Annotated in this window: 11 protein-coding genes and 1 tRNA gene; 4 read left to right on the top strand and 8 right to left on the bottom strand. The window is 67.3% G+C overall.

Annotated elements, in window-relative coordinates; all coding sequences use genetic code 11:
- Positions 1-24: 24 nt before the first annotated feature.
- Both MC45_RS00515 and MC45_RS00510 read right to left on the bottom strand, forming a co-directional pair.
- Positions 25-432 carry a YybH family protein gene (locus MC45_RS00515; protein ID WP_038658266.1) on the bottom strand — a complete coding sequence of 136 codons (408 nt, stop codon included), beginning with the start codon at positions 430-432 and terminating at the stop codon, positions 25-27.
- On the bottom strand, positions 426-2,084 hold the full coding sequence (locus MC45_RS00510) for an EAL domain-containing protein (RefSeq protein ID WP_038658263.1): 1,659 nt from the start codon (positions 2,082-2,084) through the stop codon (positions 426-428). The genes MC45_RS00515 and MC45_RS00510 overlap by 7 nt, the downstream gene beginning before the upstream one ends.
- Before the next feature lie 107 nt (positions 2,085-2,191).
- Between MC45_RS00510 and moaA the strand changes: the two genes are divergently transcribed.
- The 4 genes from moaA (at position 2,192) to MC45_RS00490 (ending at position 6,760) form a co-directional block, all read left to right on the top strand.
- Positions 2,192-3,205, top strand: coding sequence for a GTP 3',8-cyclase MoaA (moaA, locus tag MC45_RS00505; protein ID WP_038658260.1), 1,014 nt, complete (start codon positions 2,192-2,194; stop codon positions 3,203-3,205).
- Positions 3,202-3,978, top strand: a complete 777-nt coding sequence (locus tag MC45_RS00500) for an NAD kinase (protein ID WP_038658258.1) — start codon at positions 3,202-3,204, stop codon at positions 3,976-3,978. Before moaA ends, MC45_RS00500 begins: the two co-directional genes overlap by 4 nt.
- Before the next feature lie 79 nt (positions 3,979-4,057).
- Positions 4,058-4,132, top strand: a tRNA-Asn gene (locus MC45_RS00495).
- 240 nt (positions 4,133-4,372) lie between these two features.
- Positions 4,373-6,760, top strand: coding sequence for a TonB-dependent receptor (locus tag MC45_RS00490; RefSeq protein WP_245640786.1), 2,388 nt, complete (start codon positions 4,373-4,375; stop codon positions 6,758-6,760).
- Between the two features lie 154 nt (positions 6,761-6,914).
- On the opposite strand, the gene MC45_RS00485 is transcribed toward MC45_RS00490, so the two are convergent.
- The 6 genes from MC45_RS00485 to MC45_RS00460 form a co-directional block, all read right to left on the bottom strand.
- Positions 6,915-9,377, bottom strand: coding sequence for a TonB-dependent receptor plug domain-containing protein (locus tag MC45_RS00485; protein WP_218916683.1), 2,463 nt, complete (start codon positions 9,375-9,377; stop codon positions 6,915-6,917).
- 325 nt (positions 9,378-9,702) lie between these two features.
- Positions 9,703-10,176 carry a c-type cytochrome gene (locus MC45_RS00480; protein WP_081974263.1) on the bottom strand — a complete coding sequence of 158 codons (474 nt, stop codon included), beginning with the start codon at positions 10,174-10,176 and terminating at the stop codon, positions 9,703-9,705.
- Between the two features lie 40 nt (positions 10,177-10,216).
- Complete coding sequence (locus tag MC45_RS00475) at positions 10,217-10,969, bottom strand: cytochrome b/b6 domain-containing protein (RefSeq protein ID WP_156143730.1); 753 nt, start codon at positions 10,967-10,969, stop codon at positions 10,217-10,219.
- Complete coding sequence (locus MC45_RS00470; RefSeq protein WP_052075436.1) at positions 10,969-11,355, bottom strand: c-type cytochrome; 387 nt, start codon at positions 11,353-11,355, stop codon at positions 10,969-10,971. Before MC45_RS00470 ends, MC45_RS00475 begins: the two co-directional genes overlap by 1 nt.
- A 67-nt stretch (positions 11,356-11,422) precedes the next feature.
- Positions 11,423-12,787: a peroxiredoxin family protein gene (locus MC45_RS00465; RefSeq protein ID WP_038658256.1), complete on the bottom strand. Its 1,365-nt coding sequence runs from the start codon at positions 12,785-12,787 to the stop codon at positions 11,423-11,425.
- A gap of 38 nt (positions 12,788-12,825) precedes the next feature.
- The gene (locus MC45_RS00460; protein ID WP_052075435.1) at positions 12,826-14,235 is read right to left on the bottom strand and encodes a hypothetical protein; all 1,410 of its coding nucleotides are present in this window, start codon (positions 14,233-14,235) and stop codon (positions 12,826-12,828) included.
- Positions 14,236-14,277: the final 42 nt, after the last annotated feature.

Raw genomic sequence — 14,277 nt, 5'->3', positions numbered from 1 at the left:
AGGGCGAACGGGCGTATCGGCCGCTCAGCTGCTGTGGTCGGAGACGATCTTCCAGCCGGTCGCCTGCCGCTCGAACAGCAGCGAGGTGACGCCCGCATCCTGCTTGCCGCCGGGATAGTCGAGCAGCCACTTCGCCCAGAGCATCCGATGATTCGCGTCGATCCGGCGGAAGCCGAGCATGCGGAACGACAATCGCCCCCGCGCGGCAGGATCAGCACCGTAAGTCTTCGCATAGCGTGCGGCGATCGCCGGCTTGCCGCGGACGAGGCCGTCTTTGGTGACGAACACCGCATTCTCGGCATAGACGGCGAGGAAGCGCGGCATGTCGCCCGCGCTCCAGCCGGCGGCGCTGTCGGTCATCGCCGCGGTGATCGCCGCCTCCGCGGTCGTCGGTGCCGCTGCTGCGGCGAGCATCATCGGTACGATCAGCATCGCGTCCCCTCCACCATCGCCGCCAGCGCCGCCTCGTCGAGCGGCTCGGCGAGCCAATAGCCTTGCAGATAGGCGCAGCCCTCCGCGGCGAGCAAAGCGCGCTGGGTGTCGGTCTCCACCCCCTCGGCGATCACCGGCAGGTCGAGCGAGCGCGCCAGCGTCATCACCGCGCGCACCACGCCGCGCTGCCGCGCGGTCGCGGCGATGCCGCAGGCGAGCGCCTTGTCGAGCTTGAGATAGTCGAGCGGCAGCGCGGTGAGATAGGCGAGGCTGGAATAGCCGGTGCCGAAATCGTCGAGCGCCACCCGCACCTCCGCCGCGCGCAACGTGGCGAGCACCTCGGCGGCGGCCTCCAGATTGCGGATCGCGCCGGTCTCGGTGATCTCGACGGTGAGGCGGTCGAACGGCACGCCGCTCGCCGCGACCCGGTCGAGGAACAGCGCGGCGAAGCCCGGCCGGCCGAGATCGCCGGCGGTGAGGTTGAGCGAGACGCGCAAGGCCGACAGCGCGGCGGGCCAGGCGGCGACGCGGGCGAGCACCAGCCGCTGGATGTGATCGGACAAAGCGATGCCGAGGTCGGCGCGGTCGGCGGCGGCGAACAGCGCGTCGGCGCCGAGCGGGCCGAGCCGGCCGTGATGCCAGCGCGCCAGCGCCTCGACACCGGTGATCGTCCGCGTATCGATCCGCGCCTGCGGCTGGAACAGCACGTCGATCTCGCCGCGCTCGATAGCGAGATGAAGGTCGATCGCCAGCGAATCGAGCGGCGCGGCGCCCTCCGGCCCGGCGACGCGGATCATCGCGCCGTCGCTCGCCTTGGCGGCGACCAGCGCCTCGCCGGCGCGGCGGAGCAGCCGCGCGGCATCGTCGTCGGGGCCGCTCGCCGCCATGCCCCAGCGGCTTCCCAGCACCGCCTGGCGCGCGCCGACCAGCAGCGGCTGGGCAAGCGCGGCGTCGAGCGCGGCGGCGAGCGTGGCGAGCGTCGCCGGCGCCGCGGCAGAGGCGACGATCATGTCGCCGCCGGTCGGCGCGGCGACGAAGCCGGCCGGGCCGAGCAGCGCCAGCGTGATCGCCTCGACCCGCGCGCGCGCCGCGGCGATCAGCGCGTCGCCGACCGCGCGGCCGCGCGCCGCGTTGAGGATGTCGAGCCGCGACAGCGCGATCATCAGCACGCCGACCGGCGTGCCCGCGGCGAGGCGGCTGCCGATCCATGCTTCGGCATCGCCCGCCTCGACGCTGATGCCGATGCCGCGCCCGCGACGCTCGCCGGGCTCGCGCGGCGGCGTGCGCGCGGCGAAGCGGATCGCCTGGTGGAGCTCGGCGGGATCGCCGCGGTCGATCAGAAAGTGGGTGGCGCCGGCGACGTGCAGTTCGTCGAGCGCCGCACCGTCGTCGACCACCGCGAGCAAGGCGCCGCCGGTCGCCCCGGCGAGGCCGCCGAGCGCGCGGACGCCGGCGAGGCCGCCGGCGGGATCGCCGCGACCGTCGACCAGCAACAGCGCCGGCCGGCTCGCCAGCGCGCGTGCCGCGACCCCCTCGCCGCCCTCGTCGGCGACGATCCGCCAGCCGGGCAGATCGCCGACCGCGGCGTCGCCCGCACTGCGGGCCGCGCCCGAAACGATGAACAGCGTCGCCCGCTCGGCCTCGATACCCATTGCCCCCTGCCTAAGCCCCTGACCGCAAAGCGGCAATGGCAGGTGGTGGCGATCTGTCGAACGGGAACGGACTTGTCGCTGAACGGTTGACCGCCTAGCTCCATCCTATGACCAGCGTTCTCCCCCAATCCGCCGCGGCGCTGGTCGATCCCCAGGGTCGCACCATCCGCTATCTGCGCATCTCGGTCACCGACCGGTGCGACCTGCGCTGCCGCTATTGCATGGCCGAGCAGATGACCTTCCTGCCGCGTGCCAAGCTGCTCAGCCTCGACGAGATCGCGATCATCGCCGAGCGGTTCATCGCGCGCGGCGTGACCAAGATCCGCCTGTCGGGCGGCGAGCCGCTGGTGCGCCGCGACGTCGGCGATCTGGTGAGGCGGCTCGGCCGCCACGTCGGCGCCGGGCTCGACGAACTGACCATGACGACCAACGCGACGCGGCTCGACCAGCATGCGCAGGAGATGGTCGACGCCGGTATCCGCCGGATCAACGTCAGCCTCGACAGCCTCGACGCCGAGCGCTTCCGCTACATCACCCGCCACGGCGACCTCGACCAGGTGCTGCGCGGTATCGCCGCGGCGAAGGCGGCGGGGCTCGCGGTCAAGATCAACATGGTCGCGCTTGCCGGGCTCAACGAGGCCGAAATCCCGGCGATGCTGCGCTGGTGCGTAGAAGAAGGCCACGATCTGTCGCTGATCGAGACGATGCCGCTCGGCGCGATCGACGAGGATCGCACCGATCGCTTCGTGCCGCTGACCCGCGTGCTCGCCGATCTCCAGACGCAATTCGCCTTGCACCGCGACGCGCATCGTACGGGTGGGCCGGCGCGCTATTGGCGGGTCGAGGGGACGGCGACGAAGCTCGGCTTGATCTCGCCGCTCACCGCCAATTTTTGCGACGGTTGCAACCGCGTGCGGCTGACCACCGAGGGCAAGCTCTATCTGTGCCTCGGCCATGACGATCAGGTCGATCTCAAGGCGGCGCTGCGCGACGGCGGCATCGACGGGCTCGACGCGGCGATCGACCTCGGCCTCACCCGCAAGCCGGCGCGGCACGATTTCCGCATCGGCCGCGACGCCGCCCCCGCGGTCGCCCGCCACATGAGCGTCACCGGCGGATGAGCTACGAGCGGCGGGCGCTGGTCGCCTCCCCGACGGCACCCGCGCAGGCCGCGGCGGCGGAGCTTGCCGACGCGCTCGACTGGGTCGATCCCGCCGAGGCCGACGTGATCATCGCGCTGGGCGGCGACGGTTTCATGTTGCAGACGCTGCACGGGCTGCTCGACCGGCGCGCGGCGCCGGTGCCGGTGTTCGGGATGAACCTCGGCACGGTCGGCTTCCTGATGAACGAATGGCGCCGCCACGGCATCGGCGAGCGGCTCGACCGCGCCAAGTCGTTCAAGGTGACGCCGCTCGCCGCGACGATCACCGGCATCGACGGCCGCGTCCATCGCGCGCCGGCGATCAACGAGGTGTCGCTGCTGCGCGAGACGCGGCAGACCGCGAAGCTGGAAGTGACCGTCAACGACCGCGTCGTCATGCCCGAACTCGCCTGCGACGGTATCCTCGTCGCGACGCCGGCGGGGTCGACCGCCTACAATCTGTCGGCGCAGGGGCCGATCCTGCCGCTCGGCTCGAACATGCTGGCGCTGACCCCGATCAGCCCGTTCCGGCCGCGGCGCTGGCGCGGCGCGATCCTGCCCGACAAGGCGCGGATCACGCTGCGCGTGCTCGACCCCGCCAAGCGCCCGGTATCGGCGGTCGCCGACCAGCGCGAGTTCCGCGACGTTGCCGAGGTGGCGATCTGCATGGACCGCGCGCGCGAGCTGACCTTGCTGTTCGACCCCGAGCACGCGCTCGACGACCGCATCACGATGGAGCAGTTCGTCTCCTGACACGAAGCTGTGGAAAAAGGTGACAACGGGGTTGCACTCCGATTTCTGGCGGCTATAGACCCCCTCCACGACGCAACGTTCCCTGATAGCTCAGCGGTAGAGCTCTCGACTGTTAATCGAGCGGCCGTAGGTTCGAATCCTACTCAGGGAGCCATTTCCCCCCATTGCGGGGTCGGCGTCGGTCTAACCCCCTCCCCATTTCGATGCCTCGGCAGTGCACCGGACAGCTGGTCGGACGTCGCTCGCTTGCGTGATGTCGGACGACCGCCATCGCCGCGAGTCTAATTCCCATCAATATAGTATAAGTTTGTTGCTCCCCGTCGACGGATCGACACGATGGCGGCGTGCCGAGGGCGATACGCCCGGGCATCAAGCCATCGAAGGGGGGAACGAGATGAGTGCTTCACGTGCGCGGCGACGCGCCTGCATCGCACTGATGCCGATCATGGTGCTGGTGCCGGGCCTGGCGACGGCGCAGACCGGGCGGCCCGAGACGGGACAGGTCGATACGGACCAGCCGCAGGAAGGCGGCGAGATCGTCGTCAGCGGCCGGCGCATCTCGCAGGCGACGCAGGCGATCGGCGAGGATCGGACGACCAGCACCGTCGCGGTGACCCGCGATGCGCTGCTTTCGGCACCCTCGGGCATCTCGGGACTGAAGATGCTGGAGGCGCTGCCGGGCTTCAACGTGCAGACCGACGGTGCGCTCGGCCTTTACGAGTTCGGCAACAGCGTGCAGGTGCGCGCCTTCAACCTCGACCAGATCGGTTTCGTCGTGGACGGCATTCCCACCGGACGCAGCGACGCGTTCGGCGGCAGCCCGGTGTTCCGCTATGTCGACAATGAGAATCTCGCGGTCGTGGAGGCGTCGCCCGGCGCCGGCGGCGTCACCGCGCCGAGCTATGCGTCGCTCGGCCCGATCGTGTCCTATCGCTCGATCGCGCCGCAGGACGAGGCGGGCGCCTTCGCCGCGCAGACGTTCGGCGACTATGGGCTCAAACGCACCTTCGTGCGGCTGAGCAGCGGCCGGATCGGACCGGTCGCGGCGTTCGTCAGCCGGACCAAGCTCGACAGCGACCTGTGGCGCGGCGCGGGCAGCGTCGACCGCGAACATTGGGAGGCGGCGGCGCAGATCGAGCTGGGCGGCGACAGCTGGGCACGGCTGAAGTTCGTCAGCAACGACTTCTTCGACTATGACTCGCCCACCCTGTCGCGTTCCGACTATCTGTCGGCGACTCCCGATCTCGGTGGCAAGACCGGCCGCGACCGGGGCTATATCGGCAGCGTGCCGGAGTATGCGCCGGTCACCGGCGGACCGCGCTATTCGAACGCCAATTATACCTACAATTCGCATCTCTCGATCAACGTCCGCCACGACCGGCTCTACGGCGGCACGGCGCATGCCGGCATCGCCGATGGCGTGCAACTGGAGACGACGGTCTATTGGGAAGACAAATCCGGCTATGGCGTATCGCCCGACAGTTATGCCAACAGCCTGACGCGCTATCGCCAGCAGGCCGCGCTGGGTCAGGCCGTGGTGGCGCCCCGCGGCACGCAATTCGGCTTTTCGGGAGTCGGCGGCGACCGCTACGGCATCGTCGAAGCGCTGCATGCCGATCTCGGCGCGCACGCGATCGATCTGGGCATCTGGGCGGAAAGCGATCGCTATCACCGCACGCAGCTGCGCTACAACACGACCGACGGATCGCCGGCCAGCGCCGCCAATTACGGCGAAGTGGTGTATCGCCGGCGCGACTATCGGTCGCGACGCGAGACGACGCAGGTCTTCCTGCGCGACCGGATCGCCCTCTCGCCCGCGGTCAGCCTCGACCTCGGCATCAAGGGGCTGGACCTCGACTATCAGCAGCGCGGCTATCGCGACTTCAACGATTATGCGCGCGTCGTGGCGGACACGGTGCGACCCGGCTGGGGCCCGCACTACAATCGCGCGCATTATCGCGACGCCTTCCTGCCGACCGCCGGCCTGCTGCTGCGGCTGCCCGACGACCACAGCCAGATCTTCGCCTCATATTCGGAGAATCTCGCGCTGCCCAAGGGCATGGACGATATCTATGCGGTCGCGCTCAACAGCTCGGCGGCGGTGGTGGCGGCGCCCGCGCCCGAACGGTCGCGCAACGCGGAGCTGGGCATCCGCACCAACCAGCGCGAACTCTTCGCATCGCTGACCGGCTATTACACGCGCTTCGACAATCGCATCCAGGCGATCGCCGCCATCCTGCCCGGCACCACCACCGTCACCGAGACCTTCTACCAGAATGTCGGACGGACGCGCGCCTATGGCGTCGAGCTGCTAGGCAATTACCGGCCCGCATGGACCGGCGGTCTTGCCTACGCCAACCTCAACGTCACCTGGAACAACGCCACTTTCCTTGACGATATCGCGGCCAGCCCGACCGCTTTCGCGACCGTCGGCAAGACGATCCCCGACAGTGCGCGCTGGATCGTGTCGGGCGGGCTGACGGTGGAACCGGCGAGCTGGCTGGTGGCGAACCTCTCCGCCAAATATACCAGCCGGCGCCAGTCGACCTTCGTCAACGCGCCCGGATCGCAGGTGCCCGGCTTCACCGTCGTGTCCGCCTATGTCGATATCGGCGACGGCATCAGCATCGGGCCGGTCCGCAACATCCGCCTGCGGCTGAACGTCGACAATCTGTTCGACAAGGACGCCTTGTCGTTCATCTCGCCGGCGGTGACGGGCGACGGACTGTTCCGGCCGCTCAGCCCGCGGACGGTGCAGGCGACGTTGTCGGTGGGATTATGACCGCCGGACCGCGCGAAAGCGTGAGGCGATGGACTGCCGTCACCTTGGCATGCGGCGGTGTTCCCCAGCGCTGATTGGCGCTGCGCCCGATGCCAAAGGTGACGATCTTCCTCACGCGAGGACCCGCCGGGCGCCGGCGGGTCCCGCCCCCACATCAGAATTTGATCGTCAGGTTGCTGTAGTAATAGCCACCGTTGATGCCGAACGGCGCCCAATTGTTGGTCGTGGCGACGCCGTTGCCGCCCGCGGCCAGCCCGGCGGCGTAAGTGATCGGGTCGACCTTGGTCGGATAGACGTTGAACAGATTGTTCGCGCCGATTGATATGCCGATCGTACTGGTGATCGCATAGTGAATGTCGAGGTCGACGATCAACGCCTTGTCGACGACGTTGCGAACGAAATTGCTGGTGCCGCCGCCGTCGATCCAGGCCGACGACGGACCATAGAGCGTACCGCGCAAGTCGATCGCCCAGCCATCCTTACGAAAGACATTGTCGAGCGACAGCTTATAGTCGGGCGCGGCGGTTTCGAGATAGGAGATCGCGGTCAGGTCCAGATAGCGCTGGCCCGACGCGGCAATCTGGGGCGACGGGGCGGCCAGCTTCGTCAGGCGGGTCCGGCCGTAATTGCCCATCAAGGTCAGGTCGAGCGTCGCCGACCCGGGCAGCGGCAGATCGTAATTGACGACCAGATCGACGCCTTTGGTCCGGCTGTCCGCGCCATTGACGAAGGTTGAGATCGACGTCGACGTCACGGTCTGGTCGATGACGTTGCCGTTCGCGATGATCGCGTCGGTCACCGCCTGCGAGCGCACCGTCCGGACACCGTTGATCGTCTGTAGGCCGTAGACGGTGCCGGTACTGACGATCCAGTCGCGAAGATCGATCCGGTAGAGGTCCAGCGTGGCGTTGAGCCGGTGGGCCGGACGAAGAACCAGACCGGCGCTGACATTGGTCGACTTCTCCGGTCGCAATCCGGTGATTCCGAGCAACCGCGCCGCGGCGCCGTTCGCGGGCAGATTGACGCCGGCGGAGGTCGGCGACACCTTGGTGGCCGAATAATATTCTTCCGCCAGGGTCGGCGCGCGGAAACCGGTGCTGATCGTGCCGCGCAGCGCGAGGGCGGGCGAGGTATCGTAGCGGGCGGTGAGCTTGCCGACGCGCGTGTCGCCAAAGTCGCTGAAATGCTCGAAGCGTCCGGCGGCATCGAGCTGGAGCCGCGCGACCGGCTCCGCCGCCAGATCGACATAGGCCGCGACGTTGCGCCGCCGGTGCGTGCCGGCGTCGGTCAGCGCGAAACCGGGATAGGCCTGCACGCCGGTCTTGTAGCGCGATGGCGCGTCGCCGGCGCGGATGCCATAGCTTTCCTGTCGATATTCCGCGCCGATTGCGACGTTGAGCGGCCCCGCCAGCCCGATCTCGATCGGACGGCTGATATCGAGCGTGTTGCTCCATTGGCTGGCGACGAAATCGCCGACGTGAAAGTCGGTCGGACTGGTGCCGGTGTCCGCGATCAGCGAGCTATTGGCGGAATGAATGTTGCGGATCCGATTGATATCCTTGCCATAGGTAGACGCCAAATCCCAATGCCAGCCGGCCAGTTCGCCGCGCGCCCCGCCGGTGACGGACAGATCGTCCTCGTCGTCGGTCAACACCGGCGTAAAGCCCTGTGGCCAGAGCGTCGGCGCGATATTGGGAAAGCGATAGTTCTGGCGCGACTGGCCGAAGCGATGACCGTAATTGCCGAAGGAATAGAGTTCCACGCCACCCAGATCGAGCCCGGCATTGTAGCTCAACAGCGACAGCTCATATTTGGAATCGCCGTAGATACGGTTGAGATGCGGATAGCCGGGAATTAACGGCAGCGCCGGATTGGCACGGTTGGCGGCGGTGAAGACCCGCTGATCGGGCCCGCCGCGATCGCTATAATCGTGATAGCGATGCTCGCCGGTCACGTTCAGGAAGGCCGACGACGACCCCAGCCCAATATTGGCTGCGCCGCCCAGCGTCTCGCCATCGCCCTCGCCATAGGCGCCGCCGGTCGCGGTGAGCAGGCCGCCGCGGTGGTTCTTCTTGAGGATGACGTTGATGACGCCGGCAATCGCATCGGTACCATATTGCGCCGCGGCGCCGTCGGTGAGCACCTCGACATGATCGATCGCGCTGACCGGGATGAAGCTGAGGTCTGCTGCCGCCGCACCGACGAAGCCGCCGGTCGTGGCCACCGTGAGGTTGGACGTGCCGTGCCGACGCTTGCCGTCGATCAGGATGAGCGCATGATTGGCGCTCAACCCGCGCAGTCGCAGCGACAGTTTCAGGTTGCTGGCATCACCGCCAAAGGCCTGCACGTTGAGCGACGGCACGATGCGGTTGAGTGCCTGGACGAGACCGGGCTGGCCGGTGCGGACGAGACTGCTGCTGTCGACCAACTGGATCGGCGCCGGACTGTCGGCGGCACGGGTGCCGGTCAGCCGCGTACCGGTGACGACGATGTCGTCGCTTCCGTCAGCCGTCGCGGCCGACGCGGTGTCGGACGGCTTGCGATCGGTGGCATGAACGATGGTGGTCGACATTGCCGATGCCAGCAACGCGACGCGCACGATGGTGAAGATGGCCAAAGCTGTTCCCCCTTGTCTGGCCCCCCAGCCGCCGTCTGCTGATCTCGCGGCGCGACGGTGTGGGAGGGCAAAGGGACGATGATCTTTCAAATGCCAGATCAACAAAACAGCAATTCTTCTCCAATATACATTCCGACTTTACATATTAAGATCTGATCTAATATCGTACTAAATAAGTATTAGCGTATATTAATTGTTTAAAGCACGGCCATTGCATGCCAAGTCGGCATACCATGAAAAAATTCGCAGACGAACAGCGGGAGGAGAAAGTGGCAAATTCCGCAAACAGACACGCCGACAAATGAAGGCGCCGGCGGTCGTATCGTCAGCTCCTGTCCTGATCGCGATAGCTTTCGTGGCAGCCTTTGCAGGTCTTGCCGATCGTCGCGGTCGCGGCACCGATCGCCGCGACGTCGCCTCTGCCCGTGATCGCGGTATAGCCGGCCGCAGCCCTTAGGAAATCAGCGCGCTTGGCCTCGAAGTCGGCCCGGTTCTGCCAGATGGCGGGCTTTGCCGAGGTCTGCAGTCCCTGCCCGGCCTGCGATCCGGCGGGAAACCAATTCTCCTTGCCTTGCTGTCGCGCCAGCCGCTCGACCACCGGCGCATTGGCCCTGATGACGGCGAGGTCGGGACTGTCGGATTTGAGCTGGTCGTTGATCGCCTTGAACGCCTTGCCGATCTCCCGATAGTGCGCCTGTCGCGTGGCGATCACGTCATTGATGCCGCCCGCCACCGCGGCCGTACCCGCCAGCAGCATGATGATCGTCGGCAGGCCCCGGGTCAGTCGTTTACAGAACATCGTCTCTCTCGCTTGATAAGGGGGGGAATGGATGGCGCGGTCAGCCTGTCCGCACGACGGCGAGGACGAGAACCGCGACGACGATCAAAGCCGCAGCGCCGTGCCACCAGCGGCCAAGCCGCAGCGGCTCGACCCGTTCGACCAGATGCTTGCGGCCGGTGAGCATCGGGCCGATCAGATTGTCGCGCCGAACGATCAGATAGAAGAGGATCGCGAAGACATGGATCCCGACCAGCGCCTGCAACGCCCTGAAGATGCGGCCATGCCATTCCGACAGCAGCCGACCGGTGTCGAAGCTGACCCAGGCCGACAGTGGGCCTGATTCCAATCCATCGATATCGGTCACGAACAGCCCGATCAGGCATTGCGTCAGCAACAGCGCGAGCAGCAGGACGATGGCGATCGCGCCCAGTGGATTGTGCCCGACCCGGGTCACGGACGTGCGTCGCAGCAACGTGCGCGCATAGCGGATCGTGGCGGCGGGGCCGGTGACGAAATGGGAGAATCGCGCGGTGGTACTGCCGGCGAAGCCCCAATAGATGCGGAACAGCACCAGCGTGAGCAGCCCATAGCCGGCATAACGGTGCCATTCCAGATTGCCGCCATGTGTGTACCAGGAGACGGCGAAGAGCAGCACGATCAGCCAATGGACCAGGCGTACCCACCCGTCCCATATCACCGCCGTCTCCGCCGGCGGGGCCGCCATGTCGCTGACCGATGCCGTCCGATCACGCCCTTCGGCCAGTGCCGGGCCGCTCGGTGCCGGGCCGGCGGAGCCTGGATCGCGGCCCATTATCGTAGCCCCTTCAGTTGCTCGATGATCGCCGCGCGCTCGGCCGGGTCGGGCGAATGAACGTCCATCTCCGTACCCGGCGCGAAGGCCTGCGGATCGGCGAGATAGCGATCGAGCGTCTCCGGCGACCAGATACCGCCTTTCGCCTTCAACGCCGTGGAATAGGCGTAATCCGATCGACTCGCCGTCGGCCGACCGACAATACCGATCAGCGACGGCGCAAGGCCGCCGTCGCCATCACCCGCCACGCCGTGACACCGCGCGCAGCGATTCTCGAACAGCACCGCGCCGCGCGGTCGCGGATCGACATGCTGGGCATTTGCGGCGGCGACCACGCACAGCACCACCGCGCCGCCGGGCAGCATCAGCGTCCATCCGACCGGCATCGATCCGACCCCACATCGCTTCCGGTGCAATGCACCGCCGGAACCGGCACAGTCCGCGTCCGCCGCATCACTTCGCCGCGACCCGCACGGCAGACCCAGCGGATGCGACGGCAGGCGCCGGCTCCGCGAGCAACTGCTCGATGCGACCGGTGAAATCCTGCTGGAGCTGGGCGTGATAGCTGCCGCTGGCCGGTGACGCGAAGCCGGAGTGAACCGCCCTCACCTTGCCGTCGCGACCGATGAAGATCGTCGCGGGCCAGGTGTCGAGATGCGCGAGCTGTGGCACCTTCTCCCACATCTGGGCGGGCGATCCCGCCTCCAGATAAGTGTATTTGACGCCATATTGCTTCACGAACGCCTTCTGCCGCTTCAGCGTGTCCTGCTGCTCGGGCTCCTCGAAGTTGAGCGCGACGATCGCCAGCCCGCGATCGCGATATTGCTTATCCAGCTTGACCAGATATTGCGCCTCGTCGTGGCAATTGGGGCACCAGGTGCCAGTAACGACCGCCACCACCACCTTGCCCTTGAAGCGGGGATCCTCGTTGGTGACGATACGGCCGTCATTGTCGGGGAAGGCGAATTTGAACTTCTCGTTCGGATTGGTGACCGTGGTATGGGTGAGGAAGCCATCCGGCTCGGCAAAGCCCTTCGCCCGCGCGACGGCGGGGCGATAGGCGACCAGCGTCTTCGCATAGCGGCCGTCCGGTGCCGCATCCGACGCATAATCGCTGGCGACGGGCGCCGCCTCGCCGGCCGCCGCGACCTTCGGCCGCTCCACTTGCTGCTGGATGTCGAGCGCGCCGTCCACCCTGGGCGTCACGACGATCACGCCGGGGCGGCTGCCGTCGAAATGGCTGAGCACCCATTTGCCGTCGCGGAAGCTGCCCGCATAGGCGCCGGTGTCGCCGTCGATGCGCAGGATCGACGCAGCGACATCCGCCCCCTGTTGCTGCACGACGAAGCGGAATGCCTTCTCGCCCTTCGACGAGGGCGTGGCGAGCGGGATTTCCCAATTGCCCGCGATCGCCGGCGCCTTCACCGCGGCTGGCGGCGCATCGACGTGGCGAACGGCGTGGAAGGCATAGTCGGCGCTCGTCTCGCGATTCTGCGCGACGACGGTGCCGTCCAGATTGCCGCCCTGCAGCTTCGCATCGATGGTGGTAAGATAATGATCGACGTTCAGCACCAGTTTGCCGTCGCGGAAGGTGGCGCTGGTGGTGCCGTCATAGGGCTTGAAGCCATCGTAGAAGACACCCTTCAGCCCCTCCCCGTCCGGCGCGATGTCGAGGCGGAAGGGAATGTCGACACCGTTGCGCGACAGGACCGCGTCCCATCGCCCGATGACGGCGGATGCATTCGGCTCGGCGCCGATCACGGGGGCGCCGGCGAGGAGTGCGGCGGCGAATGCGGTGGCTTTGAAAATCATCGTCATGATGGTCTCCTATCGCGTGGTGGATGATGGATGGGCCGTTACGTCTTCAGGATCGTGCGCACGTTCGACGGGCCGGTGGCGGCGGCGTGGCGGCGCCATGCCGGCGGCAGGTCCGGCTTGGTGTCGATCAGGATCGACAGGATGGCCTCGCGATCCGCCGCCGACAAACTGGCGAAATCGGCGTTCCGGTCGCCGCCGGTCAGGATTTCGAGCAAGCGCCGGTAAACATAACCTTTGGCCGGCTCGGGGATCGCGTCGAACGCGGCGGAATAGATCAGGTAGCTGCACGGATAGCGGAAGATCCGGTCGTGCAGGTCGAAGTCGCGGAGCGAGCGGCCTTTCCGGTCGCGCGGACCTTGCGCTGCGAACGTGCGCGCAAATGCGGAGGCGGCGATCGTCCTGCGCCGGTCCAGCCCGCCGAGCGGCGTCTCGCCCGAGAAGAGCAGATAGCGGATCAGTTGCTCGGCGGGGCGCCGGATCATCTCCTGCGTCGCGGGCGGCAATGATTCGAGCGCCGGCGGGGTCGCTGCGACCTTGCCGCCCGCTGCCAGCATGTGCAGCGCGATCCGTGTCTGGTAGTTGGTCAATGTGATGAGATTGTGCATCTGCGTCTGGTGGCCGAGCACCAGCAGCGCGACCTGATCGCTGGTCGACGTCAGATAGGCGGCGGCGTCGAAGCGGGTGCTAATCGGTCCCAACGCCGGCAAGCGCCGGTCCGCCGGCGTGACTGCCGCAGCGGCCGGCAAGGTCGCGGCATTGGCCATCGTCGCCGACGCCAGCGCGCCGGTCACGTACCAGCCGCCCCAGCGCTCGCCGAGCGGGCTTTTCTGGTCGGTGATATATTGCGGTGCGCGTGGTGTCAGCGTGCCGGTCGGCGCCGGGTAGACCGAGCGTAGCAGCACCCCCGGCACTCCGCGCGTACCGGCGGCGATATGGCATTGGGTACAGTCCAGCTCGGCGCGCTGGAATCGCGGCCGGGCGGTGTCGACATCGTCCAGCAGGTAGAAGATCGCCCCCTGCATCGGATCGAAGGAGATCAGCTCCACCGTTTTTCCCTGATGCACCGAGCCGACATAGACGTCGTCGTTGTAGTAGAGCGCCCGGGGGTGATCGGCGGAGATGCGGGTGAACTGGAAACTGGTTTTCGAAAACACCAGCGTCTGCGAGCTGACGGGGATGCCGAGCAGCTTGAGCACCGCGGGCAGGTAGCCGCGGTCCTTGTCATAGGCGAGCGTCGCCCGGCCCTCATCGAGCGCCTTCTGCGCCAGCGCGACGGGATCGCGGACCGGATCGCGATAGCGGATCGGCGCATCGCTGAACGGAACATAGCCCTGGTTCTGCACCGCGATCTGCGCGTCGGCGTAACCGATCATATGCCGGGCGGCGACGACGCCACCGAGCGTCAGCGTCGCCACCACGAGCGACAGCGGCCCGATGACCGCGGCCATGGAGTCGCGTCGTGCCTCAGCACCGGATCGGGGGGAGCGAAC

This window comes from Sphingomonas taxi (genome assembly GCF_000764535.1).
In the GTDB taxonomy this organism is placed as follows: Bacteria; Pseudomonadota; Alphaproteobacteria; order Sphingomonadales; family Sphingomonadaceae; genus Sphingomonas; species Sphingomonas taxi.
The sequence above is the reverse complement of the archived record's forward strand: the minus strand, read 5'-3'. Positions and strand labels throughout refer to the sequence as shown.